At 71.9% G+C, this 25,432-nt stretch carries 21 protein-coding genes and 2 tRNA genes; 4 read left to right on the top strand and 19 right to left on the bottom strand.

The window, feature by feature from the left end; genetic code table 11:
- Window positions 1-6: 6 nt before the first annotated feature.
- The 6 genes from OHT01_RS20780 to OHT01_RS20755 form a co-directional block, all read right to left on the bottom strand.
- Window positions 7-1,653, bottom strand: a complete 1,647-nt coding sequence (locus OHT01_RS20780) for a HAMP domain-containing sensor histidine kinase (RefSeq protein ID WP_328554636.1) — start codon at window positions 1,651-1,653, stop codon at window positions 7-9.
- On the bottom strand, window positions 1,650-2,390 hold the full coding sequence (locus OHT01_RS20775) for a response regulator transcription factor (protein WP_328554635.1): 741 nt from the start codon (window positions 2,388-2,390) through the stop codon (window positions 1,650-1,652). Before OHT01_RS20775 ends, OHT01_RS20780 begins: the two co-directional genes overlap by 4 nt.
- A 127-nt stretch (window positions 2,391-2,517) precedes the next feature.
- Entirely contained in the window at window positions 2,518-3,510 is a 993-nt protein-coding gene (locus tag OHT01_RS20770; protein WP_443043418.1) for an amidohydrolase family protein, read from the bottom strand.
- Window positions 3,485-3,835 (bottom strand): antibiotic biosynthesis monooxygenase family protein, encoded by a 351-nt coding sequence (locus OHT01_RS20765; RefSeq protein WP_328554633.1) that lies wholly within the window; start codon window positions 3,833-3,835, stop codon window positions 3,485-3,487. The genes OHT01_RS20770 and OHT01_RS20765 overlap by 26 nt, the downstream gene beginning before the upstream one ends.
- Window positions 3,836-4,018: 183 nt before the next feature.
- Window positions 4,019-4,960, bottom strand: a complete 942-nt coding sequence (locus OHT01_RS20760; protein ID WP_328554632.1) for a DUF2797 domain-containing protein — start codon at window positions 4,958-4,960, stop codon at window positions 4,019-4,021.
- Between the two features lie 146 nt (window positions 4,961-5,106).
- Window positions 5,107-6,633 carry a hypothetical protein gene (locus OHT01_RS20755; protein ID WP_328554631.1) on the bottom strand — a complete coding sequence of 509 codons (1,527 nt, stop codon included), beginning with the start codon at window positions 6,631-6,633 and terminating at the stop codon, window positions 5,107-5,109.
- A gap of 324 nt (window positions 6,634-6,957) precedes the next feature.
- Between OHT01_RS20755 and OHT01_RS20750 the strand changes: the two genes are divergently transcribed.
- Window positions 6,958-7,512 carry a DUF4760 domain-containing protein gene (locus tag OHT01_RS20750; protein WP_328554630.1) on the top strand — a complete coding sequence of 185 codons (555 nt, stop codon included), beginning with the start codon at window positions 6,958-6,960 and terminating at the stop codon, window positions 7,510-7,512.
- Window positions 7,513-7,544: 32 nt separating this feature from the next.
- Here the strand turns inward: OHT01_RS20750 and OHT01_RS20745 are convergent, their stop codons facing one another.
- From OHT01_RS20745 to OHT01_RS20730, 4 genes are all read right to left on the bottom strand, one after another.
- On the bottom strand, window positions 7,545-8,111 hold the full coding sequence (locus tag OHT01_RS20745; protein ID WP_328554629.1) for a GNAT family N-acetyltransferase: 567 nt from the start codon (window positions 8,109-8,111) through the stop codon (window positions 7,545-7,547).
- Window positions 8,112-8,213: 102 nt separating this feature from the next.
- Window positions 8,214-8,765 carry a hypothetical protein gene (locus OHT01_RS20740; RefSeq protein WP_328554628.1) on the bottom strand — a complete coding sequence of 184 codons (552 nt, stop codon included), beginning with the start codon at window positions 8,763-8,765 and terminating at the stop codon, window positions 8,214-8,216.
- A 150-nt stretch (window positions 8,766-8,915) separates the two neighbouring features.
- Window positions 8,916-8,988, bottom strand: a tRNA-Arg gene (locus OHT01_RS20735).
- 281 nt (window positions 8,989-9,269) lie between these two features.
- Window positions 9,270-9,360 (bottom strand) — tRNA-Ser (locus OHT01_RS20730).
- A gap of 157 nt (window positions 9,361-9,517) precedes the next feature.
- Between OHT01_RS20730 and OHT01_RS20725 the strand changes: the two genes are divergently transcribed.
- Both OHT01_RS20725 and OHT01_RS20720 read left to right on the top strand, forming a co-directional pair.
- Window positions 9,518-10,102, top strand: a complete 585-nt coding sequence (locus OHT01_RS20725; protein ID WP_328554627.1) for an SSI family serine proteinase inhibitor — start codon at window positions 9,518-9,520, stop codon at window positions 10,100-10,102.
- A 318-nt stretch (window positions 10,103-10,420) separates the two neighbouring features.
- The gene (locus tag OHT01_RS20720) at window positions 10,421-14,632 is read left to right on the top strand and encodes a PAS domain-containing protein (RefSeq protein WP_328554626.1); all 4,212 of its coding nucleotides are present in this window, start codon (window positions 10,421-10,423) and stop codon (window positions 14,630-14,632) included.
- Between the two features lie 147 nt (window positions 14,633-14,779).
- On the opposite strand, the gene OHT01_RS20715 is transcribed toward OHT01_RS20720, so the two are convergent.
- The 8 genes from OHT01_RS20715 to OHT01_RS20680 form a co-directional block, all read right to left on the bottom strand.
- Window positions 14,780-16,423 carry a long-chain fatty acid--CoA ligase gene (locus OHT01_RS20715; protein WP_328558193.1) on the bottom strand — a complete coding sequence of 548 codons (1,644 nt, stop codon included), beginning with the start codon at window positions 16,421-16,423 and terminating at the stop codon, window positions 14,780-14,782.
- Between the two features lie 112 nt (window positions 16,424-16,535).
- Window positions 16,536-17,129 carry a SigE family RNA polymerase sigma factor gene (locus tag OHT01_RS20710; protein WP_328554625.1) on the bottom strand — a complete coding sequence of 198 codons (594 nt, stop codon included), beginning with the start codon at window positions 17,127-17,129 and terminating at the stop codon, window positions 16,536-16,538.
- A gap of 391 nt (window positions 17,130-17,520) precedes the next feature.
- Complete coding sequence (locus OHT01_RS20705) at window positions 17,521-18,687, bottom strand: lipid-transfer protein (protein ID WP_328554624.1); 1,167 nt, start codon at window positions 18,685-18,687, stop codon at window positions 17,521-17,523.
- Window positions 18,684-19,166: a MaoC family dehydratase gene (locus OHT01_RS20700; protein WP_328554623.1), complete on the bottom strand. Its 483-nt coding sequence runs from the start codon at window positions 19,164-19,166 to the stop codon at window positions 18,684-18,686. Before OHT01_RS20700 ends, OHT01_RS20705 begins: the two co-directional genes overlap by 4 nt.
- The gene (locus OHT01_RS20695) at window positions 19,163-20,440 is read right to left on the bottom strand and encodes an acyl-CoA dehydrogenase family protein (RefSeq protein ID WP_328554622.1); all 1,278 of its coding nucleotides are present in this window, start codon (window positions 20,438-20,440) and stop codon (window positions 19,163-19,165) included. Before OHT01_RS20695 ends, OHT01_RS20700 begins: the two co-directional genes overlap by 4 nt.
- A 1-nt stretch (window position 20,441) precedes the next feature.
- On the bottom strand, window positions 20,442-21,635 hold the full coding sequence (locus OHT01_RS20690) for a bifunctional MaoC family dehydratase N-terminal/OB-fold nucleic acid binding domain-containing protein (protein WP_443043417.1): 1,194 nt from the start codon (window positions 21,633-21,635) through the stop codon (window positions 20,442-20,444).
- Window positions 21,632-22,828, bottom strand: a complete 1,197-nt coding sequence (locus tag OHT01_RS20685) for an acyl-CoA dehydrogenase family protein (protein WP_328554621.1) — start codon at window positions 22,826-22,828, stop codon at window positions 21,632-21,634. The genes OHT01_RS20690 and OHT01_RS20685 overlap by 4 nt, the downstream gene beginning before the upstream one ends.
- 328 nt (window positions 22,829-23,156) lie before the next feature.
- Window positions 23,157-23,468: a hypothetical protein gene (locus tag OHT01_RS20680; RefSeq protein ID WP_328554620.1), complete on the bottom strand. Its 312-nt coding sequence runs from the start codon at window positions 23,466-23,468 to the stop codon at window positions 23,157-23,159.
- 372 nt (window positions 23,469-23,840) lie between these two features.
- Here OHT01_RS20680 and OHT01_RS20675 point away from each other — a divergent pair, with 372 nt between their 5' ends.
- Window positions 23,841-24,716, top strand: a complete 876-nt coding sequence (locus OHT01_RS20675; protein ID WP_328554619.1) for a bifunctional DNA primase/polymerase — start codon at window positions 23,841-23,843, stop codon at window positions 24,714-24,716.
- Window positions 24,717-24,856: 140 nt separating this feature from the next.
- Here the strand turns inward: OHT01_RS20675 and OHT01_RS20670 are convergent, their stop codons facing one another.
- Window positions 24,857-25,294, bottom strand: a complete 438-nt coding sequence (locus OHT01_RS20670) for a hypothetical protein (protein ID WP_328554618.1) — start codon at window positions 25,292-25,294, stop codon at window positions 24,857-24,859.
- Window positions 25,295-25,432: the final 138 nt, after the last annotated feature.

Here is a 25,432-nt window from a genome sequence, read left to right as displayed (position 1 = left end):
CTCTGGTCAAGCGCCCTGTTGCACCCATGTGGTGGCGCTGTGCTGTGCCTGTGAGTGCGGTTGCCACGATGTTTCGAGGGCGAGCGCGGGCAGATGCAGGGTGAACACGGTCCTGCCGGGGACGCTGTCCACGGTCACCGCGCCGCCGTGCGCGGCCGCCACGGCCTGCACGATGGCGAGCCCGAGACCGGTCGAGCCGGAGGAGCGCGAGCGCGAGGAGTCGCCCCGTGCGAACCGCTCGAAGACGCGGGGCAGCAGCTCGGCGGGAATGCCGGGTCCGTCGTCCTGGACGTCCACGCACAGCCACGGCCCGTGCCGGTGCACCCGTGCGGTGACGGTCGTCCCCGGCGGGGTGTGGGTGCGGGCGTTCGCGAAGAGGTTGACCATGACCTGTTGCAGGCGCGCGGCGTCCGCCGACACCAGCGCGGGCTCCTCGGGCAGTTCGAGCCGCCAGTTGTGCGCGCGCCCGGCGGCCCGCGCGTCGCTCACGGCGTCGATCACCAGGGGGACGAGGTCGGTCTGCTCGTACTGCAACGGCCGTCCGGCGTCGAGCCGCGCGAGCAGCAGCAGGTCCTCGACCAGCCCCGTCATCCGGCTGGCCTCGGACTCGATCCGTCCGAGCGCGTGCCGGGTGTCGGGCCCGGTCTCTTCCCTGCCGCGTCTGGTCAGCTCCGCGTACCCGCGGATGGAGGCCAGCGGCGTCCGCAGCTCGTGGCTGGCGTCCGCGACGAACTGCCGGACGCGCATCTCGCTCTGCTGCCGCGCGTGCAGCGCGCCGTGGATGTGGTCGAGCATGCGGTTCAGCGCCGCCCCGACCTGCCCGACCTCGGTGTGCGGATCGGACTCGGACTCGGGGACCCGCTCGTAGAGGGTGACCTCACCGGTGTGCAGGGGGAGTTCGGAGACGCGGGTGGCGGTGGCGGCGACCTTGCGCAGGGGGCGCAGGGCGAAGCCGACGATCACGCTGCCCGCGATGGTGGCGGCGATGAGACCGGCACCGGTGATGCTCACCTCGACGAGGATGAGGGTGTTGATGGTGTTCGTGACGGACTCGGTGGGCAGGGCGACGTAGTAGCTGCCGTGGACGCCGGTCAAGTACATGACGCGGTACTCGCCCAGGCCCGGGATGTCCACGGTGTGCGCGCTGCCGTCCTTGGCGACGGAGGCGAGCCGGGACTTCTGCGCACCGGTGAGCCGGACCGCCTTCATCCCCTTGAATCCGGTGCTGGTGCTGGACTCCTCCGCGGCGACGACAGCCTCGCCGACTCCACCGTCGGTGCCGATCTCGGCCGCTATGGTCTTCGTCTGCGTCCCGCCGATATGGACGAAATTGGCGAGCCGGTCCCCGCTCGGGGAACCGTCGGCGGAGCTCGGCACCCCGTCGCCGTTCGGCTTGCCGGGATCCTGGCTTCCGTTGCCCGGGTTCGCGCCCCGCAGGTTCGCGGGGGGACCCGAGAGCCGTCCGCCCGCGTCGGTGATCTGGGATCGTAGCTGCGCGTACAGGTGCTGGCTCAGCGCGATGGTCGTCACCGTGCTGATCACGGCGCAGACCACGGCGATGAGCGCGACCGCCGAGACGACGAGCCGCGTGCGCAGGGTGCGCGGCTGTCGTCCTCGCCTCTTCTGCGCCCGCGGCCGTCGTCGTCCGCTCATGACACGGCGGGCTTGATCAGATACCCGGCCCCACGCCGGGTGTGGATCATCGGCTCACGGCCGGCGTCGATCTTGCGCCGCAGATACGAGATATAGAGCTCGACCACATTGGCCTGCCCACCGAAGTCATACGACCACACACGGTCGAGTATCTGCGCCTTGCTCAGCACCCGGCGCGGGTTGCGCATCAGGAAGCGCAGCAGCTCGAACTCGGTCGCGGTGAGGTGGATGTTGTCACCGCCCCGCGACACCTCGTGGCTGTCCTCGTCCAGGGCGAGGTCGCCGACGACGAGCACGGACTCGGAGCGCCGGTCGGCCGCGCCCGAGCGCCGGATGAGACCGCGCAGCCGGGCCACGACCTCCTCCAGGCTGAACGGCTTGGTGACGTAGTCGTCGCCGCCGGCGGTGAGCCCCGCGATCCGGTCCTCGACCGCGTCCTTCGCCGTCAGGAACAGCACCGGGACGTCGGGCAGCTCCCGGCGGAGCCTGCCGAGCACCGTCAGCCCGTCCATGTCCGGCAGCATCATGTCGAGAACGACGGCGTCGGGACGGAACTCGCGCGCGGTCTGCACCGCGCCCGTCCCGTCACCCGCGCTGCGGATCTGCCAGCCCTCGTAGCGGAGGGCCATGGACAGCAGCTCGGTGATCGACAGCTCGTCGTCCACCACAAGCACCCGGACGGGGCTCCCGTCCGGCCTCAGCAGTTCGGTGCGCCCCTGGGGCGAGGTCGTGGTCATAGCGGACACCTTGGTGGGCGCCGCTGAGAGCATCCTTTCCGCAAGCTGTGAATTCCCTGAGAAACACACAGGCGCCTCTCAGGGAACTCCTGGGAAGCCCACGCGGTTCCCCGGCGCGGGCGGTACGTCAGCCGCGGCCGAAGAGGCGTGCGCCGTTCTCGTAGCAGACCGCCCGCAGCCAGTCGTCCCCCAGTCCGAGCCTCTCCAGCGCGCGCAACTGGTGGACGTACGGGTACGGGATGTTCGGGAAGTCGGTGCCGAGGAGCACCCGGTCCCCGAGGTCCGCGAGCCGGGGCAGCAGTCCGGGCGGGAACGGCGCGAGCCTCTCGCTGAAGTCGGTGAACGCCATGGTCGTGTCGAGCCGCACCTCCTCGTACCGTTCGGCGAGGCCGAGGAAGTCCTCGTACTCGGGCATCCCCATGTGCGCGACGACGAACCGCAGCCGGGGATGCCGGCCGAGCACGGCCGCGACCGGTCCGGGCCCGGTGTACTTGCCGGGCGAGGGGCCCGATCCGCAGTGGATCACGATGGGCACACCCGCCTCGGCGAGCAACCCCCAGACCGGGTCGAGGAGTTCGTCGCCCGGGTCGTACGCCCCGACCTGCACATGGGCCTTGAAGACCCGCGTGCCCGCCTCCACCGCCTCGCGCACGTACCGCTCGACGCCCGGCTCCGGGAAGAGGGTGGAGGTGTGCAGGCAGTCCGGGGTCCGGCGGGCGAAGTCGACGGCCCAGGAGTTGAGCCACTCGGCCATGCCGGCCTTGTGCGGGTAGAGCATCGCCGTGAAGGCGCGCACCCCGAACTCCCTGATCAGCGCCAGTCGTTCGTCCTCGTCCGCGCGATAGGTGATCGGCCACTCGACGCCGCCGGTGAGCTCACCGAGCCCGTCGAAGTAGTCCCAGACCTTGCGCAGCACCCGCTCGGGCATGAAGTGCGTGTGGACGTCGACGAGTCCGGGCAGCCCGAGCCCCTCCCAGAAGGCGCGCACTTCCCGTGCCTCGTCCCGCGCCTGCGCGGCCCCCTCGACGTACGGGTCCTGGCGTGTCCGGCCCTGCACCCCGTCGGGCTCCCCGGCGCCGGCCGCGGCCGCGCCCTCAGTCGCCGACACGCTCGAACCCATGGCTCCGCTCGACCCTGGCGATGTGCAGGGTGTAGCGCTCGTACCACTCGGCGCGGCCGCGCCGCTGTGCCGCCCGGTGCTCGGCATGAGCACTCCACTCCTTGATGGCGTCCTCGTCCCGGAAGTATCCGACGGTGATGGCCAGTCCGCCCGGTGTCCGCGCGTGATCCATCCCCAGATAGCCCGGGATCCCCTTCACCAGTTCCTCCATACGCTCGGCGGTCTCCCCGTACCCGCCGTCCTCCTCCTTGCGTACGGAGGTGAACACGGCGGCGTAGTAGGGGGGCTCATGGGCTGCGACAGGCACGTCGGAGTGATCGCTCATGTCCGCCACTCTCCTTCCGGGCGTCCCCCGTCGTCCAGCACCTTTCCGAACGGGATCCGAAAGGGATCGAAGTCTTGACCATCGCGGCCGGCGGCCCGCCGCCCACCACCCGCTCCGTCCAGCACCCGCTCCCCCTCGCCGAGCCCGTTCGGCGCCCCCGGCCCCACCCGACCCGCCCCCGTCTCAGAAGAGACCGTCCTGGACACCGCCATCAGCCGCCCGCAACTCCCGTACAGGGAAGGCGATTCCGCGGTCGGCGCTGCCGCCCGTCCCCTCCGTGCCGTCTCTCGTGGCCCCGTCCCCGCCTCCGCCTCCGCCTCCGCCTCCGACAACCGTCAGGTCCCACCCCGTCATCAGCCGGGTGTCGAGGACGACGACTCCGCGCCCGGTGAGGAGATGCAGATCGGGACCCGCGGCGGCGCACAGCTCACCGCTGATCGCCCCTCCGGCGGCCAGTTCGCGCACGACCCCCCGCGCGGGCGGGAGTCCGGCGAGTCCGAACACATCCATGTGGTCGACGGGTTCGAAGGGCGCGCGCCGGAGCGACTCCGGCCAGCGGCCGAGATCCACGGCACGCGCGTGCAGCTCCCGGATCTCGGCGACGCGCTCCTCGGGTCCCGGCAGCGCGGCCCGCACCACCCGCTTGTCCGCGTACGGAATCCGGTCCGGCACCCGGAGCGCGGCCCGCAGCAACTCCTCGGCCCGCCGCGCCGCCATCAACGGCCCCTGTCCCAGCCAGCTGAAGGTGACGGCGCCCTGCTCCAGAAGACGCGCGGAACCCCGCTCGACCCGGGTGATCCCCACCTTCACCATGCCGGGCCCGAACCACGCGAGATACACGTGGTACGGCCGTGGATCATCGGCGATGGTGTCGGCGGCCACGGAGTGCGCCCGGTCCAGCCGCGCGCACTCCTCGCACCGCGCGCCCGTGCTCCGCGGCGATACGGCGGCCCGTACGGGACACGCGTTGCCCCTCGCCCCGACACATGTCCGCACACCCCCGTCCACCACGCCGAACGCGACCCGCTTCCCCGGGGCAAGCGGACTCCCCCGCCCGCCGCCCCACATCAGCGCAGGCCCGTCCCCCGACCACCGCACCCCCGAACACACCCACACCCGCCGCACCCCAACGACACTAGCCCCCTCCACCGACAATCGCCCTGACCAGCGAGAACGCCCACACCGCACCCCGGACGGGCGAAAGCCGGAGGCCCCGTGGACTCCTCCACGGGGCCTCCGGCGTGCTCGACACTCGGCGGGTCCGACGGCCTTCAGCCGACGGCGTACGCGTTGTACACCGTGGTCGTGGAGCTGTCGCCGTGGGTGTCGGTGACGGTCGAACGCAGGCCGACGCGGCCGGCGGCCGGATTGTGGACGACGGTGGTCCACTTCCCGCCGGACAGCTTCGCGGTGGCCGCGTGCCACGTGGTGCCGTTGTCGGTGGTGTACCAGGCGTGCACGGACTTCACGCCGTCCGACAGTTGGCGCACGGTGCTGTCGCCCGTGCCGCTGCGCTGCATGCCCAGGTCGACGGTCGTGGTCGATCCGGGAGCCGCCTGGTTCCTGCTGTTCAGCGCCTCGGGCCGGAAGCGGGTGATGTAGTCCCGGATCTGCTGGTTCTTGCCGGGGTCCGCGTAGAAGTGCAGGCTGAGGCTGGCGCTGGTCGACAGTGAGCCGGACGGCAGGCTGCGACGGCCGGTCTGGCTGAGCGAGTACCAGCCGGCACCGGGGATGCGCGGCTGCCCGCCGACGTCGCCCCCTGGTCCGTAGCTCTTCGAGTAGAGCGTCCTGCCCGCGTGGGTCAGCTTCAGGGTGCCGCCGGCCAGGATCCCGCCGGCGGTCAGGGTCGGGTCGGCGAACAGGTTGACGTTCCCGAAGTAGAGCTGGTGGTACCAGGTGTTGGGCAACCGTCCGCTGGGCCCCCAGACCGCGTGGCCGAGGGTCAGCGAGGTCGTCCGGCCCGCCGCGTACTTGTGGAACCCGCCGTAGATGTAGTCGTGGCTCTCCTGGCCCACGTTCCACTGGCCGGCCGGGACGTGGACGCCGAAGGAATCGGGCAGGTCACGTTCGAACTGGAGCGAGTTCGGATACATCGAGCAGCTGTCGCCGTCCGCCGAGTTGTCGAACGAGAACCGCGCCTGTCCGCTGTCGGGGCCGGAACGGGCCGACACCTTGAGGGTGGTCAGCCTGGACTGCTTGAGTGTCGCGGACACCCCGGACGGCACGCCTCCCTTGTGCGTGGCCGAGGCCAGCCAGAAGTCCCCGCCGGTCGCCGACCGCGGCTCGTACGTGGTGCCGTAGGACACCTCGTACGCCCTGCTGCTCGTCGGGATGACGTACAGCGCACCCGCGTCCGCCGACATACCCATGGTCGCGGGGCTGTTGTCGGTGGCGCAGACGTACGCGCTGACCCGGTGGTCGTACCCACTGCCCGGTTTCGGGCTGAGCGAGACGTTGACCGGGCGGCCCTTGCGGGCGTCGAACGTGGTCTTCGTCGACCCGGAGACCGTCACGCTGTGACCGCCGACGATGCCCCCGGCACCCCCGTCGTCGACGAAGGACGTGGCGAGCTCGTAGCTGCCGTCGGGCAGCGAGACCGCCTTGTTGCTCTCGATGTAGCGGAAGTCGTTCGTCTTCTTGTTGTAGACCGCCACCTGGGCGTAGGCCGGCCTGCCGCTGCGGTCCAGCGTCTTCACGGTGAGCGACCCCTTGGCCGTGGCCGATGCCGACGAAGCGCCGGCCAGGAGAAGCGGCACGAGCACGGTGACGACACTCGCGACTGCGGTTGTTCGGCGCATCGAATCCCCCAATAGGTGCGCTACAAAGGCGAGTTACGGTAGCGCACGGGTGATGCGTCACCCTCCCGGCCCCCACCGGCGGCCGCCGGCCACCGCCCGGCCGCGGCACGCACACGCCGCCCGCTCTCCGCGAAGCCTGGACCCCGCGGCCCCGGCCTCCCCGGCCCACCCGGCCCGGTGGCGGCGATGCCGGGCACAGCGGAGATCCGGGCGAAACCCGTGACTGTCCGCCTTCGTACGTGGACGTTGATGTCAGGCATCGATGTCGGGCATTGATGTCGGAAACAGCCCCGCCACTGCGCGTCTTCCGTAAGGTATCGGGCCGTGACGTCGTATGAGTGGTGGTCCCTGATTGCTTCGTTCGGCTCTCTGCTCGTCAGTGTCGTCGCCTTCGGCGCACTGGCGTGGCAGCTCCTCATGCTGGCCCGTGGCACGGGCCAGGATCACGACAGGCGCCGCAAGCAGGCGACCATGGAGTACCTCACGGCCAACATGGAACGGCGAAAGGTGCTGTTCGACGAGGGGATACCCAACGAGCGGGATCACGAGGCCATTTCAGCTCTGATCAGCCTCTCGCTGGCAGGTGACGAGCCGACGACGAAACTGATCACGGCTTACCTCACGACGTTCAACTTCCTGGCTGTCGGCGCTCAGTCGGACGCCTTCGACCGAAAAGTCATCGACGAGGCCTGGGGAGGTCTCATCATCGCTGTCTGGAACAACTACCGTCCCTGGATGGAGACGCAGCGAAAGGTGCACGGCGAGCCCCGCGTCTGGGAGAACCTGGAGTGGCTGGCCGGCCAAATGACACCGCGCCGGCCCGCCACTCCCGCTGAAGCCGGCGGAAACCTGCCCCCGCAGGGACAACCCGTTCCGTAGGAACCCGGGGCGGCGATGTCGGCGATGCCGGGCTAGCCGTCACCAAGGCGTTCCGGCTCCGGGGTCTCGTCCACAAAGCCGTGCTCGGCCAGGTGCGTCGACCGCTGGGCCAGCCAACCCGAGACCCGGGGCCCACCGTAGATCGCCGCCCCCTCCAAGACCGTGCGGACGTGCGCGAACCCCTGGCGGAGGTAGTACGCCTGCAGATCCTCGTTGTTCGTCCACGCGTCGAGCCGGAGCCATCCGGCCCCGGCTCGACGGGCGCGGTCTCCGGCCCAATCGAGCAGACGGCCGCCGACGTTCTGTCCGGCGTGAGTTCGCGCGACGGAGAGCTTGCTGATGAACATCGACGGCTCGGAGAGTTCCCGCTCCGTCCAGAGGCCCGGATCCGCCTCGGGGGTCAGGGTGACGGTCGCCACCGTCGCGGCACCGTCCAGGACCATGAAGACAGTCCCGTCCTCCACGGTGTCCAACAACTTGTCCGCCGGGTACGGGAGTTGCCACTGGTCGGTCCCGAGGCGAGCGAGCCAGCCCGCGGCCTCCGACCGGAAGGCCAGCAGCTTGGACACATCGCTCGGTCGGGCGGGGGTGATTCTCACTGAGGCTCGTTCTCGCTTCGTGCGGACAGGTCGCCGATCTCGTGGTTCATCCGGTTCAGGTCACCCCGGAAGGCCACGGTACGGGTGGGCCCCTGGAGCCATCTAGAGGCGCTTCAGGTTCCGGTCCAGGATCACCCGAAGCCGGTCCACGTCGGCGGGGTCCTGGGCGCCCCTCTTGGGCAGTATCGCGAATCCGGCCGCGCGGTCACCGCTCAGCAGCACGAAGAGCCCGGTGGTCTCCAGATACTCCCGGTACACCGTCCACCCGGTGGTGTGGGACGCCCGCTCGCCGGTGGTGACCGTGCCTCGGTCGTCGGCCACCACGTGACACTGCCCGTACGCCTCCATGAAGCCGAACATCCGGCGGGCCGCGATGCGCCTTCCGCGTACAGCGCCCCAGGACGTGGCGGCCACGGAGAGCACCAGCGTGACGATCCACACGGTCAGCGAGGCGTCGTGGAGGATCGAGAAGACGGACACGGCGACTGTCGCGATCATCGGCGCCATGAACAACTGGGCCCGGCCCGCCGGTGACCGACGGGCTCGCGCACGGAGCGCCTCCTCGAAGTCCGCAGCCGTCGGCCGGTAGGTGAACTCCACTGCCCTGCCACGGTCCGTGTCCTGCTGTGGCGAATCCCCGCCCCTGGTGTCCATGAGCAGGGATCCTCTCAGGCACGTCAGGGCCATGCCAAGATCCACCGGGTGCCCCCGAACCACTTCGGAACCCGGTTGCCGTCAACCACTGCCGTCCACGCAAAAAGCCAGAGGCCCCGTGGATTTCTCCGCGGGGCCTCTGGTCTGCTGTGCACTCGGCAGGATTCGAACCTGCAACCTTCTGATCCGTAGTCAGATGCTCTATCCGTTAAGCTACGAGTGCTTGTTCTGTTGTGCTTCTGTCTTCGCTTGCCGGGCTTTTGCCCCGCTCGCGGCGACAGGAAGAACATTACATGACTGCCGCCGCCATGTGAAATCCGTTTGCCTCACCCCTTGTGAGCTGGGCAAACGCACTTCTGGGCCTTCGCGAGCCCCCCGGGCGCCCGCGCCCCGCGCGGCTCCCGCGGACCCATGGAACGCGGCCCTGGGGAACTCGGACGGGGAACACGGACACCGAGAACGCCGAAGCCCCGGTCCATGGGACCGGGGCTTCGGATCTTCGCGCGGAGGCGGAGGGATTTGAACCCTCGATGGGATTGAAGTCCCAAACCGCATTAGCAGTGCGGCGCCATAGACCGGACTAGGCGACGCCTCCCGCACAACCACTTGCGCGAGCGCGAGTGGTGCGTGCAGATGATGACACAGTCGAGCGCGGTGTCACCAATCGCCCCCCACGGTACTAGGCAGGCAGGCCGCACCGCAAAGCACCCGCCCGCGCGCAACCGGGCGGGTCGCCCCGCGTTAGGCAGGTCATGTTGCGCCGACTGCTCCTCACCGCCGCCGTGTCCGCCACCGCCGCGCTCTCCGCCGTGCCCAGCGCCACCGCCGGCACCCCGTCCGGTGCGCCGGGAGTGCCCCCCGTACCCATGGCGTCCCCCGCCGGAGCCACCTCGGCGTTCCCCGCCACGGTGTCCCCCCTCTTCCCTGGCGGGCCGTCCGCGCTGTCCGCCGCCGCGTACGGAGTCGCCCTGCCGGCCCTCATGCCCCCGCCGGCCCGCCCGGACGACTCCGCGGACCGGCTGACGGTGACCGTCACCGGCGTGGGCGGCGGTGCGGACGGGACGTCCGAGCTGGAGTGCCACCCCGCGGGAGGCAGCCATCCGGACGCGGCGGCGGCCTGCGACCGGCTGGACCGGATGACCACCTGGGGCAAGGACACCTTCGCCCCGGTGCCGCCGGACACCCTCTGCACCATGCAGTACGGGGGCCCGGCCACCGCCCACGTCACGGGGACCTGGGCGGGGCGGACCGTCGACGCGCGCTACGACCGCTCGAACGGGTGCGAGATCTCGCGCTGGAACGCCCTGGTGCCGCTGCTGCCCGGCACGCACTCCTAAGGGCTGTCCCGTGGCCGGCCAGGCCCCGGCCCGGACACCCCACCAGGACCCGATCCGGACCGATCAGGACCCGATCAGGACCCGCCAGGACACGGCGACGTCACGGTGATCTCACGGTGCTCTCACGGTTCCGCGGCACGAAATGCGTGGTCACAGGTTCTCCGCCGGATCTGCGTCTCATATGTGTGCGACCTCCCTCTCATCCGGCATCGCGAGCGCAACCACTGCCCGTAGACTCCCTCGCGTGACACGCCGCGGGCCGGTTGGCAAGATGGCAACCGCGGTCGGCAAGGTGCGGTAACAGGGAGGAAGCGTCTCGTGAGCAGCAGGCCATCCCGAGGCGCTGCTCGCCTCGCAGCCATACTGGACGCGCTGCCCGATGCGCTGGTCCTGGTCAACGCCAACGGGACCGTCGTCAACGCCAACAGCATCGCCCTGGAGGCCTTCGAGACCCCGGGCACGGCTCTGGTGGGCCGCGGGCTGCTCGATCTGCTGCCCGAGTTCGACTCCCGGCTGATCCCCGGATCCATGCGGCGCCCCGACACCACGGACGAGCGCGGGCGGACCAAGCCGACCCGGATGATCGCGCGCCGGACCGACGGCACGGAGTTCCCGGTCGAGGTCACGAGCGCGAATCTGGAGAACGGCCAGCAGGCCTACGACACCCACGGCCCCACCCCCGACGAGCTGCTCATGCTCGTCGTACGCGACCTTTCGGGCACCGTCGACACCGAGGCCGAACTCGCGCGTTCGCAACGCCAGACCGAGATGATCCTGCGCGCGGCGGCCGAGGGTGTCGTCGGGACGGACACCGAGGGGCGGGTCGTCCTCGTCAATCCCGCCGCCGCCCAGATCCTCGGATACCGGGCCAGCGATCTCGGCGGCAAGGACCTGCACGCCCTGATCCTGCACTCGCGGGCGGACGGCGAGACCTTCCCCTATGCGGAGTCGCCGCTCGCCGACACCCTGCGCTCCGGACGCAAGCACCGGGTGCGCGGGCAGGTGCTGTGGTCGAAGTCGGGGGACCAGGTACCGGTCGACCTGACGACGTCTCCGGTGCGCGACGGGGACCAGCTCGTCGGTGCCGTCATGACCTTCACCGACCGGCGGCCGTACGACACCCTGGTCGAGGAGAAGGACGCGGCCGCCACCCGGCACGCCGAGGAGCTGGAGCGGATCGGCGAGGAGCATTCCGCCGAACTGGAGGAGCTGCGCGAGCGGCACACCGCCGAGCTCACCGAACTGACCGAGGGGCACGAGGAGGAACTCGCCGCCGGGGACGAGCGCTACGCGGCCCTCGGAGAGCGGGAGAAGGACCGCTACGAGGCGCTGACCGGCCGGCACGAGCAGCTCCTCGCCGTCCTCGGCCGGTCCCTGCGCGGGCCGCTCGACCAACTGCGCGGCGAACTCGCCAAGCTCGCCGCCGACGACGCGGGGCAGCTCTGGCCGGAGGCCAACCAGGTGCTCCACCACCTCTCGGCCGGCTACTCGCGGATCACGACGCTCGTCGACAACGTCCTCGGCTACCAGCGGCTGGACGCCGGCATCGACACGATCTTCCGTACGAACGTGATGCTCGACGCCGTGGTCGCGGCCGGTGTCGACGGGGCCGTCGACCTGATCGGGCCCGGCCGGGTGCAGTTCGCCGTGCACGCGCCGCCCATCGAGGCCGAGGTCGACCCGCAGCGTCTCGCGGGCGCCCTCGCCCACCTCATCGCGGATGTCGCGGGCGTCGACGCGACCGGCAACGCGCCGGTGTCGGCGGGCGGTTACATGGACAACACGGTCGTCGTGGCGGCGGCACAGCGCGGCGAGGTCGTCCGGATCGAGGTGCGCGGGCCGTACGCCGGGGGAGACCCGGTGCACGAGCCGATCGTGCGCGGGATCGTGCGCGCGCACGGCGGTGTGCTCCAGACGCACGAGGTGCCGGGGATGAGTGGCAGCGCGTACGTCCTGGAGGTGCCCATCGGGGGCGGGGCGGGCTCGGTTCCGCTCGGCACAGGACCGGTGGTCTCCACCGAGGTCGCTCTCGCCGAGCCGACCGCGCAGCAGAGCGGTGGCAGGCGGCGGGCCCGGCGGTCCTCCGTGGACGCCTTCCTGGAGAGCGAGGTGGCGGGGGAGTCCGGCCCGAAGGCCGTCGAGGCGGCCGGTGCCGGTACGACCGCTCCCACCGGGCGCCGTCGCCGGCGTGCCAGCGAGGAGCAGGCGACGGGCGAACTGCCGGTTTCCGCGCACGAGCAGACGACCGAGGGCGCGGAGGACGGCTCCGGCGGTACCGGGCGACGCCGCGGCCGGCCCAGCCCCGCCGAGGGCACCGGCCACGCCACGGCCGAAGGCGCGCCCGACGGGGTCTCCGAGGGCGCGGTCGTGATGGCGGGCGAGCACGGGGCGGGTACCGCGGCCGTGGGATCCGGGCTGGGCGGGACGGTGCCTCCGCAGGGGGTGCCGGTGCCTTCCGGACGACGCGCGCGCCGGGACGGCGAACAGAACGCACTGCCCGCGGCCCTGCCGATGGCGCCCGGTGCGCGGCCGGCCGGGGCCGCCACGGCACCGGACGACGGCCGTGACGAGGACGACGGTGCCGCCGACGAGGCGGGCCGGACGACCGGACGGCGCCGACGCGCGCTGGCCGCGGCGGCCGAGCGTGCCGCCGCACAGGAGACGGGCGCCCGCGCGGTGTTCGCGCTGCCGCCGGCGGAGGCGGACCGCTCACCGGAATACGTCCAGGCCGAGGCCCAGGTGCAGGCCGCCCAGGTGCAGGCCGCCCAGGCCCAGGCCGCCCAGGCCCAGGCGGCTCGGGCACAGGTCGCTCGGGCTGCACAGGCCCAGGTCGCGTTGGCTCAGCAGCCCGACGGCCGCCACGACGCGATGCTGCACGACCCCGACGACGATCACACACCGCCGCAGCCGCACCCCGCCTCCGCCCCGACGGGCCGCCGACGAGCCGCTCAGATCGCGGCCCCGGGCCGGCCCGGGACGACGGCGGGGACACCCGCGCAGGCACTCCCGGCCCAGGGTGTTCCCGGACAGCAGGTCCCCGCGCTCGGGCAGAGCGTTCCCGCGCAGGGGCTTCCCGCGCAGGGTGTCCAGGCCGCGGCCGGTCAGCCGGTTCCCGCCCGGCGGCCCGCCGGAGCCGCGCAGGACACCCCGGCCGGTGCCGCCCCCGCAGCCGTGGCGCCGGGTTCCGCGCTCGCTCCGGCCCCCCAGCCGTGGCCCGACGCGAACACCACCAACGGCGCCGGCACTCAGGCCGCGGGTTCCCCCGGCAGGCCGGTGCCGTCCGGCGCGGGCGCGCAGCCCGCGCTCCCGGCGGCGGACCCGGCCGTCACGGCCCGGTCCGCCCCCACCCCGCTCCCCCCGGAGCGCCCGGTCCCGCGTGCCGCCCAGCCGCTGCCCGCCGAGGCCGCTCCCCCGTCCGCCCCGGCCGCCGACTCCAACTCGACGCAGGGCCGTGCCATAAGCGTGCGCACGCTCGGCCAGGGCGTGCCCTTCGCCCGCCAGGTCGCGGCGGCCCAGCCGGGCGGCGGCGTCCAGGCGCAGACGCCTCCCCCGCACGCGTCGAACGGCGGAGGCCGTCGCCGCAAGCTCGGCACACCGCCGGAGCCCGTCGTCGAACGCGCCGAGACGGGAGCGCGCTCGCTTCCGCAGGGCGGCCCCCGGCGGCCCGGCACCACCGAGGGCGCCGGACGGTCGTACGCCATAGGAGCACCGGACGAGAACGCGGCCGAAGGCCCCGAGCCGCTCGACGGTCCCGGCGGTGCCGTCGAGGTCGCCGACCAGCCGCAGCCGCGTCCCGTGGACGACGAACTGCCCCCGGAGCCGCTGGACAACCCGCGTCGGCTGCTCGTGTGGCCGGCGCCCGACGCCCCCACCCAGCAGGCACTCAGCGACCGCGGCTACCGGCCCGTGGTCGTGCACTCGCGCGAAGAGGTCGACGCGCAGATCGCCGCGTTCCCGGCCGCGCTGTTCGTCGACCCGCTGACCAGTCCGATCACCCGCACGGCGTTGCAGTCGCTGCGCCAGGCCGCCGTCGCCGCCGAGGTGCCCGTCCTGGTGACGGCCGGACTCGGACAGGCGTCGCGCGAGGCGGCGTACGGCGCCGACCCCGCCGTACTGCTGAAGGCGCTCGCGCCCCGCGACTCCGAGCAGCACCCGCCGCGGGTGCTGCTGATCGAGGAGCACGCGGAGATCGCGCTGGCGCTGACGGCCACGCTGGAGCGGCGCGGGATGCAGGTCGCGCGCGCCTCGACGGACGAGGACGCCGTCACCCTGGCCGCGCAGATGCGGCCGAACCTCGTGGTGATGGACCTGATGCAGGTACGGCGCCGGCGTGCCGGGATCGTCGACTGGCTGCGGGCGAACGGGCAGTTGAACCGCACGCCCCTCGTCGTCTACACGGCCGCCGTCGACCCGGCGGAACTGCCGCGGCTGGCCGCGGGGGAGTCCGTGCTGTTCCTCGCCGAACGCTCCACGAGCGACGAGGTCCAGGACCGGATCGTGGACCTCCTGGCCCGCATCGGCACCAACTAGTGTCCTGAGCCGGACCCGTCCCGGCCGCACGTCCGTGCGCCGGTGGGCCGGTGAACCGCGCGCAGGCCGGGCGGGGAGCCCTGAGGCTCCCCGCCCGGCCTGCGTGTACGGCTCTCCCGGGGCCGGCGGTGGCCGCCCCGTGGCGCGTCAGAGCTTGGTCACGTCCAGACTGCCCTCCGCGTACTTCTTGCGGAGCACCTTCTTGTCGAACTTGCCGACGCTCGTCTTCGGGACCGTCTCGACGACCGACCAGCGCTCCGGGAGCTGCCACTTGGCGATCTTGCCCTCTTCGGCGAGGAAGGCGCGCAGGCTCTCGAAGTCAGCCGTGGAACCCTCCTTCAGGACGACGGTGGCCAGCGGCCGCTCGCCCCACTTCTCGTCGGGGACGGCCACGACCGCGGCCTCGGTCACGTCCGGGTGGGACATGAGGGCGTTCTCCAGGTCGACCGAGGAGATCCACTCGCCGCCCGACTTGATGACGTCCTTGGCACGGTCGGTGAGGGTCAGGAAGCCGTCGGGGCTGATCGTGCCGACGTCACCTGTCTTGAGCCAGCCGTCCTCGCTGAACTTGTCGGCGGGGCGCAGCGGTTCCGCGTCGTTGCCGCCGTAGTAGGCGCCGGCGATCCACGGGCCGCGGACCTCCAGCTCGCCGGCGGACTCGCCGTCCCACGGGAGCCGCTCGCCGCCGGGGCCGGTGAGGCGGGCCTCGACGCCCGCCGGGAACCGGCCCTGGGTGAGGCGGTACGCGAACTCCTCGTCGGTGCCCACGGCGTGGGCCGGCGGGCGGGCGACGGTACCGAGCGGGGAGGTCTCGGTCATGCCCCAGGCGTGGCTGACGCGCATGCCCAGCGCGTCGAAGGCGGCCATGAGCGAGGGCGGGCAGGCCGAGCCGCCGATCGTCACCTGGGCGAGGGAGGAGACGTCCCGGGGCTTGGCGGTCAGCTCGGCGAGCAGGCCCTGCCAGATGGTCGGGACGGCGGCGGCGTGCGTCGGCCGCTCGCTCTCGATCATCTCGGCGAGGGGCGCGGGCTGGAGGAAACGATCCGGCATCAGCATGTTGATGCCGGACATGAAGGTCGCGTGCGGCAGACCCCAGGCGTTGACGTGGAACTGCGGGACGACGACGAGGGTCGTGTCATGGTCGGTGAGCCCCATGGACTGGGCCATGTTCACCTGCATGGAGTGCAGGTAGATCGAACGGTGGGAGTACACAACACCCTTGGGGTCTCCGGTGGTGCCGGAGGTGTAGCACATGGCCGCGGCCTGCCGCTCGTCGATCTCCGGCCAGTCGTAGGCCGTCGGCTTCCCGGCGAGCAGTGCCTCGTACTCGTGCACCCGCACGCTCGTCCCGTCCAGCAGCGAACGGTCACCGGGACCCGAGACCACCACGTGCTCCACCGTCGGCAGGTGGGGAAGGAGCGGCGCGAGCAGCGGAAGCAGCGAGCCGTTGGCGATGATCACGCGGTCGGCGGCGTGGTTGACGATGAAGACGAGCTGCTCGGCCGGGAGGCGGAGGTTCAGGGTGTGCAGCACGGCGCCCATGGAGGGGATCGCGTAGTACGCCTCGACGTGCTCGGCGTTGTTCCACATCAGGGTCGCGACCCGCTCGTCGCCCGTCACACCGAGGTCGTCGCGCAGGGCGTGGGCGAGCTGGTTGGCGCGCTCCCCGGCCTCGCGGAAGCTGCGGCGGTGCGGCTCGCCCTCGCCCGTCCAGGTCGTGATCTGCGACTCTCCGTGCACCAGCGCCCCGTGCTCCAGAATGCGGGTCACAGTCAGCGGTACGTCCTGCATCGTGCTCAGCACGGCGTCCTCCCGGGGGCGACATTGCCTACGCGGTAGTAATGGGTTGGGCTGATTCTGCTCACATACCGCGTGGTATGTCACTAGGCGAAGGAATGATCGATCAGCCAACTGCCTGCTCGGCGGCCGGTCGGGGCGTCTCCTGACGCACCGGGACCAGCTCGGGGTCCTCGCGCAGTTTCCCCAGCGCGCGGGAGACCGCCGACTTGACCGTGCCGACGGAGACGCCGAGCACCTCCGCCGTCTGGGCCTCGCTCAGATCCTCGTAGTAGCGCAGCACCACCATCGCCCGCTGCCGCGCCGGCAGCTTCGTGATCGCCCGCCACATCGCGTCGTGCAGAGCCTGCTGCTCGGCGGGGTCGGCGGCGGGCAGCCCCTCCGGTTCGGGCAGTTCGTCGCAGGCGAACTCGTCGACCTTGCGCTTGCGCCACTGCGACGTCCGCGTGTTGAGCAGCGCCCGCCGCACATAGCCGTCCAGCGCCCGGTGGTCCTCGATCCGGTCCCAGGCGACATACGTCTTCGCCAGCGCCGTCTGCAACAGGTCCTCCGCGTCGCTCGGGTTCGCGGTGAGTGACCGGGCGGTGCGCAGCAGCACGGGCTGCCGCGCCTTCACGTACGAGGAGAACGACGGGTACGAACGGTTCCGCGTCGCCCCCGTGGCGGCATCCGAGGCGCTCGTGCAGACGAGTGTGGTCATGGCTCCACGCTAGGTTCGCCCCCTCCTCCGGCGGATCGGCCGCAGGTCCCGAAGCCATGTCCGCCTCAGGTTGTAGAACTGGGGTGGTCCTCACCTCCTGAGGGTGGACAAGCGGTACCGCCCTCTGAGGGTTCATCCCCGAGAGACGATCACCGGGGGAGTACCCGGAAAGCGGGACTCCGGATCAACACGCGAGGCAAGCACCCGGGTGCAGTACTCCGGGCACCACCCGGAAACCCCGCACACCGGGAGGACCCGCTCGGCCGGCCCTCGACGACGGAGGCGCTACGACGGCCGGGACGGCCGGGACGGCCGGGGCAAAAGCCCGGACACGGACCGCAACGGGGGCCGGGACAGGGGCCGGGGCCTGGACGGAGGACTGGGCCGGGGCTCAGTTGTCGGAGCCGAGGATCAGGCCGGAGGTGGGCACGCCCGTCCCCGCGGTGACCAGGACGCGCCCGGCGCCCGCTATCTGGTTCACGGACGTGCCCCGCAGCTGCCGTACGCCCTCCGCTATCCCGTTCATCCCGTGCAGGTACGCCTCCCCGAGCTGCCCCCCGTGCGTGTTCAGCGGCAGCCGCTCCTCGGCGACGAGGTCCGCGGCCTCCCCCGGCTTGCAGAACCCGAACTCCTCCAGTTGCATCAGCACGAACGGCGTGAAGTGGTCGTACAGGATCCCCACGTCGATCTCCGCCGGGCTCATCCCCGCCGTCCGCCACAACTGCCGGGCCACCACGCCCATCTCGGGAAGCCTCGTCAGATCGTCCCGGTAGAAACCGGTCATCTGCTCCTGCGCCCGACCGGCGCCCTGGGCGGCGGCCGTGATCACCGCCGGGGGGTGCGGCAGATCGCGGGCCCGCTCCACGGAGGTGACCACCAGCGCCTGGCCGCCGTCGGTCTCCTGGCAGCAGTCCAGCAGCCGCAGCGGCTCCACGATCCACCGCGAGGCCGCGTGCTCGGCGAGCGTGATCGGTCTGCCGTGGAAGTACGCCGCCGGGTTGGTCGCCGCGTACTTCCGGTCCACCACCGCGACGTGCCCGAACACCTCAGGTGTCAGGCCGTAGGTGTGCAGATACCGCTGGGCCGCCATCGCCACCCAGGAGGCCGGGGTGAGCAGTCCGAACGGCAGGGCCCAGCCCAGCGCCGCACCCTCCGCCGACGGCTCCCGCCGCTGCACGCCCGAGCCGAATCTACGGCCCGACCGCTCGTTGAACGCCCGGTAGCAGACCACGACTTCGGCCACCCCGGCCGCCACCGCGAGCGCGGCCTGCTGGACGGTCGCGCAGGCCGCTCCACCGCCGTAGTGGATGCGCGAGAAGAACGACAACTCCCCCATCCCGGCCGCCTGCGCGACGGTGATCTCCGGGCTGGTGTCCATCGTGAACGTCACCATCCCGTCCACGTCCCCCGGCGTCAGCCCCGCGTCGTCCAGCGCGGACCGCACCGCCTCGACCGCCAGCCGCAGCTCGCTGCGCCCCGAGTCCTTGGAGAACTCGGTCGCCCCGATGCCGACGATCGCCGCCCGCCCACCGAGGCCGTCCCGCCTGCGCACGCTCACCCGGCACTCCCTTCGGCCGACGCGTCGACGGGGGCGAGGGCACGGCCCGGCGCCACTGCCGCTTCCGTAGTCGGGATCGGAGTCGAAGTCGGGGTCGGAGTCGGGACCGTCACCGTCACCGTGCCCATCACGTGCCGGCCGACGCCGTTGGCGCCGAGGATCCGCACCGTGGCCGTGTCACCGTCGACCTCCTCGATCGAGCCGGTCAACACCATGGTGTCTCCTGGGTGGTTGGGAGCGCCCAGCCGTATCGCCACCTTGCGCAGCACGGCAAAGGGGCCGAAGTGGTCGGTCACATACCGTCCGACCAGGCCGTTGGTCGTCAGGATGTTCATGAAGATGTCCGGCGAGCCCTTCGCCCTCGCCAGCTCCGCGTCGTGGTGCACGTCCTGGTAGTCCCGTGAGGCGATCGCCCCGGCCACGATCAGCGTGCGGGTGATCTCGATCTCCAGCGGCGGCAGTACGTCGCCCGCTCTCATGTCTCCACCTCCCCGTTCGCGATCAACTCCCCCAACTCCTGCAGCACTTCGCCCCCGCATCCCAGATAGGCGTCCAGCTGCCGCCCCCAGAGGAAATGCCGGTGCACGGGGTGTTCGAGGTCGGCACCCGCCCCGCCGTGCAGATGCTGGCCCGTGTGGACCACCCGCTGCCCGGCCTCGGACGCCCACCAGGCGGCCGTCAGGGCGTGCGCCGCGTAGGGCAGCCCCTCGTCACGCCGCCAGGCCGCCTCGTACGCCGTCACCCGTATCGCCTCGGTGTCCATGTAGGCGTCGGCGGCGCGTAGTTGGACGCCCTGCTTGGCGGCGAGCGGGCGCCCGAACTGCTCGCGCGCGTTCGTGTGCTCCACCGCCCGTGACAGCGACCCGGCGCACACTCCTGCCTGGAGCCCGGCGAACGCGATACGGGCCGTGGCCAGCAGGTCGTCGTACGCCCCCTCGGCGCCCAGCGCCTCGCCCGGTGTCCCGTCCAGTGTCAGGCGCCCCGCGGACCAGGGCGCCGTCAGTTCGACCGGCTCGCTCTCCGCCTCCGCGACCCGGACCAGCCAGAGCCCGCGCCGGTCATCGGCGACGAGCACATGGGTGGCGTCGCGCAGCCAGGGCACCGCGGGGACGGCCCCGGTCAGCCTCCCCACAAGCACTTCTTCCCGCTTCCCCCGCGCCCGCTCCCGCACGACTCCGGAAGGCGAACCCGATCCGGAGACGGAACCCGGTCCGGAGGCCGAACCCGATCCGGAGACGGAGCCCGGTCCGGAGGCCGAACCCGATCCGGAGGCCGAACCCGATCCGGAGGCCGAACCCGGCCCGGAGACGGAACCCGGCCCGGAGGCCGAACCCGGCCCGGAGACGGAACCCGGCCCGGAGACGGAACCCGGCCCGGAGGCGGAGCCCGATATCGCGCCCGCGCCGGCTATCGCTCCGGTCACCACCACCGTCCCGTCGGCGATCCCCGGCAGCAGCCGCTCGCGCTGCTCGGGCGAACCGTGCGCCTCCACGGCGAGCAGGCCGTACACACAGCTCGCCGCGAACGGCACCTGGGCCGTGGTGCGTCCCTGTTCCTCCAGCAGCAGGACGAGACCGAGGAGACCGGTCTCCTCGACCGCCGCCACCAGTCCGGCGGCACAGAGCTCCTTCCACAGTCCGGCGTCGCTGCCCGTCCCGGCCGCGGTGAGCCGTTCGTGGGTGGAGAGGTCGCCGAAGATCCGCGCGGCCAGGTCCCGGGCGGCCGTCTGCTCCTCGGTGGGCGTGAAGTCCATGTCAGCTCCCGTCCCCCGGTCGGCCCGCCGAGAGGACGGCCGAACCGACGCGGCCGGCGGCCGTGCGTGCGACCGGGGCACCGGGAACGCCGTCGCCGCCGGCCCGCTCCCCCGCCCGGAAGACCGGCAGCTCCAACTCCTCGTCGTACCGCCGGAATTCGAGCCGCACCGGCATCCCGATCCGCACCTCGTCGTGCGGCACACCCACCACGTTGCTCACGATCCGCACGCCCTCCGCGAGCTCGATCAGACCGACGGCGTAGGGAGGGTCGAAGGCGGGGAACGGCGGGTGGTGCATGACGACGTACGAATGGACGGTCCCCTCGCCGCCCGCCTCGACCGTGTCCCAGTCCGGGCCGCCGCACGCTCCGCATCCCGGCAGCCACGGGAATCTCAGGGCCCCGCACGCCGTGCAGCGCTGGATCAGCAGCCGGTGGTGCCCGACGCCCTCCCAGAATCCGGCGTTGTCCCTGTTGATCACCGGGCGCGGGCGCCTGCTCCTCGCCTTCGCGCCGTCCACCGCCGGGGTGCCCGCCGAGTCCCCCGTGCCCGCACCCTCACCCGTGCCGGTGACCGCATCCCCGACCGCAGCCCCGGTCGCGGGAGCCTTCGGATTCGCGTGTGCCGGAACGTACTTGAGGATGCGGAACCGGTGTGTCCCGGCGAGTTCGCCCCCCACGCGGATGTCCGTCCTCGACGTGACGAAGAACCCCGTGCCCAGCTTGGTCGTCTTGCGCTCCGAGACGGACTCGATGACGCCGTCGAAGGTGATCTCGTCCCCGGGGCGCAGCGGACGCAGATACTCCTGCTCGCAGTCGGTGGCGACCACCGAGGTGTACCCAGCGCCGTCGAGCAGCCGGAGCAGCTCGTCGTACGCCCCGGACCGCCCGGGGCCACCGGGGTGCCCGCGAAGGCCTCCCATCGTCCACGCCTGGAGCATGGTGGGCGGCGCCACGGCGTCCGGGCCCTCGTACGCCGGATGCGTGTCTCCCATCGCCTCGCACCAGTGCCGGATCATCGGCGCGTTGACCGGGTCCCTGCCGACGCCCCCGACGGTGGCCGCGCGCCCCTCGTACTCCTTGAGACGCGCCCACAGGTCGCCGCCCTCGCGCGCGGCGGCCTCGCGCGCGGCGGCCTGGCGTTCCGCGCCCTCGTCCGCCGCGGCGCCCTCGCCGCCCGCTCCCCGGCCGCTCACCGGCGCCCCCTCCGCATGCCGAGCCGCATCGTCGCGACGATCTCCCGCTGCACCTCGCTCACCCCGCCCCCGAACGTGTTGATCTGCGCCGCCCTGTTCATCCGCTCCAGCTCGCCGGTCCCGAAGACGCCCGGTGAACCGGAGCGGACCAGTGCGTCCGCTCCCACGATGTGCTGACACATCCGGTACACGGCGACCGCGGATTCGGTTCCCATGACCTTCACGCCGCTCGCGTCGCCGGGCGCCGGGCCACCGGCTCCCACCTCCCCCACCAAACGCCAGTTGAGCAGGCGCGATGCCGCCAGACGGGCATGGGCTTCGGCCAGTTGGAAGCGCACCCACGGCTCGTCGACCCTGCGCCTCCCGGTCACCGGGTCGGGCGTACCGGCCGCCTCCAGCGCGGCCGCGTAGAAGTCCTCGGCCTGCATGCCGATCGCGGCGAGGGCCACCCGCTCGTGGTTGAGCTGGCTGGTGATGAGCCCCCAGCCGCCGTTCTCCTCGCCGACCAGGTTCCCGGCCGGGACACGGATGCCGTCGTAGTACGTCGCCGTGGTGGTCTGGCCGCCCACCGTCTCGATCGGCGTCCAGGAGAAGCCGGGAGCGTCCGTGGGGACGAGCAGGATCGAGATGCCCCGATGCTTGGGCGCGTCCGGATCGGTCCGGCAGGCGAGCCAGATCCAGTCGGCGTTCTGGGCGTTGGAGGTGAAGATCTTCTGCCCGTCCACGCGCCAGTGCCCGCTCTCGGCGCCGGCCGGTCCCGCGCTCCCCGCTGCCTCCCGGACGGCACGCGTGCGCAGTGAGGCGAGGTCGGTGCCGGCCGACGGCTCGGAGTACCCGATGGCGAAGACGAGGTCTCCGCTGAGGATGCGCGGCAGGAAGAAGTCCCTCTGTTCCTCGCTGCCGTATTTCATGAGGGTCGGTCCGACGGTGTTCAGCGTGACCATCGAGACGGGGGCTCCGGCCCGGTAGGCCTCGTCGAAGAACACGAACTGCTCGTCCGGTCCGCGCCCCTGTCCGCCGTAAGCGACCGGCCAGCCGAGCCCGAGCAGACCGTCGGCGCCGATCCGGCGCAGCAGCGCCCGCTGCCCCGCCGGGTCGTCGGCGGGCGGTGGCCCGTCCGGCATCAGCTCCCGGAAGTACGTGCGGAGCTCGGCGCGCAGCCGCTGCTGGCGCTCGGTGGGGGCGAGGTGCACGACGACGGCCCTCCCGGACCTCGTACGAACAAGGTTTTCTGACTGTCCGTCAGATACCGTCCCCTGTCAAGGTCACGCCCCGCCCCGGACCGCCACCCCACCAGCACCCACCCACCGACCACTGGCCACTGGCCACCGGCACGGGCCACCCCTCCGGCACCCCGACACCACGGCACTCCGGCCACCGACACACCCCATCGGCCCTCACCCCCTCGCACGCGGACCGCGCGGCGGCGCCGAAGCACCGTCGCGCGACCACCGTGAACCCCCACGAAGCACTACCCCACCCAGTGACCCCCGGACCGACGACCGCCCATCGGCCCCCGGCTCACCAGAGTTTGACGAAGTTGACGATGACGTTCGCGTTGCCCTGATTGACCGCCGCGAACGGTGAGTCGTTCACTTGGGCGGTATTGCTCTGATTCGACGCTCCCGAACCGACCGCCTGCTGTTGCGTGGTGTTGGAGTTGCCGCTGTTGTCGCGCCCGACCCCGCTGCCGGCGGCGGTCGCCACTCCCGCGTTCGATCCGGTGTCCGCGAAGGAGCCGTTGTCCGCGGCGGCGGCCCCCGTGAAGAGCGCGGCGGTCAGGGGCAGCGCCGCGACGGCGGCGAGGACACGAGCGGTACGGATGCTTGCCATGTGAATTCCTCCAGAACCGGTTGCACGCACCGGCGGTGAGCCGGGCCGTACGGGAAATACGGCTTGTTCCAAGGCGGTTGGCCGGCCGCCTCGGCGCTGTCCACGACGTCGCGAATCCAGAGTTGCCCACCGCATCCCCGGCGAACCACCCCGGAAGCCGCAATTCCCCCTCAAGTGTGAGGACATGTCGATAAACCCTCTTCGCGCCCACAAAGTGCCTGATCAGACCGCTATCGACCGCTCAATCCCAAGGGCCGCAACAGGTGAAGCGTTCCGGCACCTTTTCGGCCGATCTCTCCCTTCGGCCGCCCCACGCCCTCGCGCGGCCCGGGAACCCTTCCCTTTTTCGAACACTCGTACGAACATGGAGGCATGGCCACCACCGACCGGCGGGCCACCACTCTGGCCCTGGCCCATGCCCTGTCCGCAGCCGAGCGCGGCCTGGCGGTGATCCCGCTGTCCCGTACGAAGCTCCCGGCCCTGCGCTCCCCCCATCGCGACGACCCCGATCCCCTTCCCTGCCACGGCGAATGCGGCCGCTTCGGGCACGGCGTGTACGACGCCTCGACAGAGCCCCGGCGCATCCGCGAGCTCTTCGCCGCCGCCCCCTGGGCCACCGGCTACGGCATCGCCTGCGGGCTGCACCCGCACCACCTCATCGGCGTCGATCTCGACGTCAAATCCGATACGGACTCCTCGACGGCCCTGCGCGAACTGGCGCTGCGCCATCTCTTCACGATCCCGGACACGGTCGTCGTCCTGACCCCCAGCGGCGGCCGACATCTGTGGCTGAGCGGACCACCGGACGTCGTCGTCCCCAACTCGGCCGGCCGGCTCGCCCCCGGCATCGACATCCGCGGCGCCGGCGGCTACCTCGTCGGCCCCGGCTCACGCACCGAACACGGCGTGTACGAGACGGCCCCCGGCACCGCCCGGCTCGCACCCGCGCCCTGCCCCCCTGAACTCCTGCGGCTGCTCCTGCCCCCGCCGCGCGCGCACCACGCCACGTCGTCGGCTGCCGACCGGCAGGGCCAGGGGCTGGTCCAGTTCGTGCTCGCCGCGCACGAGGGCCAGCGCAACACCCGGCTCTTCTGGGCCGCCTGCCGGGCCTACGAGAACGGCATCGGCCCCCAGCTGGTCACCCCACTCGTCCAGGCCGCCGTCCGCACAGGCCTCACCGAACGGGAGGCCCGCTCGACGATCGCCTCCGCGTCCCGGATGACGGCTCCTTCACCCCGGCACAACTGAGCCGAAACGGCCGGGCGGGTCGGCCCTTGGGCTTTGGCCCCGCTGCGTCTTCGGCGCCGGGGCCAAGCCCTGGGCCGCAGCGAGTGCGGGCCCGAGTGGAGAACGGTAAACACGCTGATGGGCCGGTTGGCCTTCGTGGATCAGTGCCCGTAGATGTGGCCGCGTACTAGCGGGTCGTGTTCCAAGATGAAGTCGGACACCTTCCAGAACTCTGACAACCTCGGGTGCTGGAGAGCAGCCTCACGATCGAGCTTGGTGCCGAACAGAGGACCGTCGGGGTGCGCGAGCCCGGCAGTCACCAGGGTCGAAGCCGGCGTGTTCTGCCCAGCCACAGGACCGACGCGGCAGGCGAACGAAACATGATCGCCCCATTGTTCAGCTCCAGCGCCCCAGGTCCCGAAGGTCACGTCTATCCACGCATCGTGATCCCTGTCCTTGTGGTGGTAGCAGTTCGCGAAGTACGCGGCGTACGCGGCACCGTCAGCGTGGATGAAGTTCCACGCCCGTTCGATCGGAGCTTGGCAGCAGTCACACTGGAACTCGCGGGTCTGCCGGTCCGGGCCAAAGGTCAGTGACATGCCGGCCATCATGCGGCACGATCGATCACCCCCGATCAGGAGCCTCCGCCGCCGTGCCCCTCCCGTGCCCGTTCGGTCGGGAAACCGGGGGAGTCACGGTCGCCGGCGGACAAGGCTCACGAAAAACGGCCCCCGACC

The organism is Streptomyces sp. NBC_00358, assembly GCF_036099295.1.
Taxonomy (GTDB): domain Bacteria; phylum Actinomycetota; class Actinomycetes; order Streptomycetales; family Streptomycetaceae; genus Streptomyces.
This window is presented reverse-complemented; position numbering and strand designations above follow the sequence as displayed.

Bases quoted from the DNA above. Each gene is read 5' to 3' on its own strand.
- OHT01_RS20770 (WP_443043418.1), bottom strand. From the start codon at position 3,510: ATGGGTTCGAGCGTGTCGGCGACTGAGGGCGCGGCCGCGGCCGGCGCC.
- OHT01_RS20675 (WP_328554619.1), top strand. From the start codon at position 23,841: ATGGCCACCACCGACCGGCGGGCCACCACTCTGGCCCTGGCCCATGCC.
- OHT01_RS20775 (WP_328554635.1), bottom strand. From the start codon at position 2,390: ATGACCACGACCTCGCCCCAGGGGCGCACCGAACTGCTGAGGCCGGAC.
- OHT01_RS20710 (WP_328554625.1), bottom strand. From the start codon at position 17,129: ATGACCACACTCGTCTGCACGAGCGCCTCGGATGCCGCCACGGGGGCG.
- OHT01_RS20695 (WP_328554622.1), bottom strand. From the start codon at position 20,440: ATGGACTTCACGCCCACCGAGGAGCAGACGGCCGCCCGGGACCTGGCC.
- OHT01_RS20715 (WP_328558193.1), bottom strand. From the start codon at position 16,423: ATGCAGGACGTACCGCTGACTGTGACCCGCATTCTGGAGCACGGGGCG.
- OHT01_RS20765 (WP_328554633.1), bottom strand. From the start codon at position 3,835: ATGAGCGATCACTCCGACGTGCCTGTCGCAGCCCATGAGCCCCCCTAC.
- OHT01_RS20725 (WP_328554627.1), top strand. From the start codon at position 9,518: ATGTTGCGCCGACTGCTCCTCACCGCCGCCGTGTCCGCCACCGCCGCG.
- OHT01_RS20680 (WP_328554620.1), bottom strand. From the start codon at position 23,468: ATGGCAAGCATCCGTACCGCTCGTGTCCTCGCCGCCGTCGCGGCGCTG.
- OHT01_RS20670 (WP_328554618.1), bottom strand. From the start codon at position 25,294: ATGTCACTGACCTTTGGCCCGGACCGGCAGACCCGCGAGTTCCAGTGT.
- OHT01_RS20780 (WP_328554636.1), bottom strand. From the start codon at position 1,653: ATGAGCGGACGACGACGGCCGCGGGCGCAGAAGAGGCGAGGACGACAG.
- OHT01_RS20755 (WP_328554631.1), bottom strand. From the start codon at position 6,633: ATGCGCCGAACAACCGCAGTCGCGAGTGTCGTCACCGTGCTCGTGCCG.
- OHT01_RS20740 (WP_328554628.1), bottom strand. From the start codon at position 8,765: ATGGACACCAGGGGCGGGGATTCGCCACAGCAGGACACGGACCGTGGC.
- OHT01_RS20700 (WP_328554623.1), bottom strand. From the start codon at position 19,166: ATGAGAGCGGGCGACGTACTGCCGCCGCTGGAGATCGAGATCACCCGC.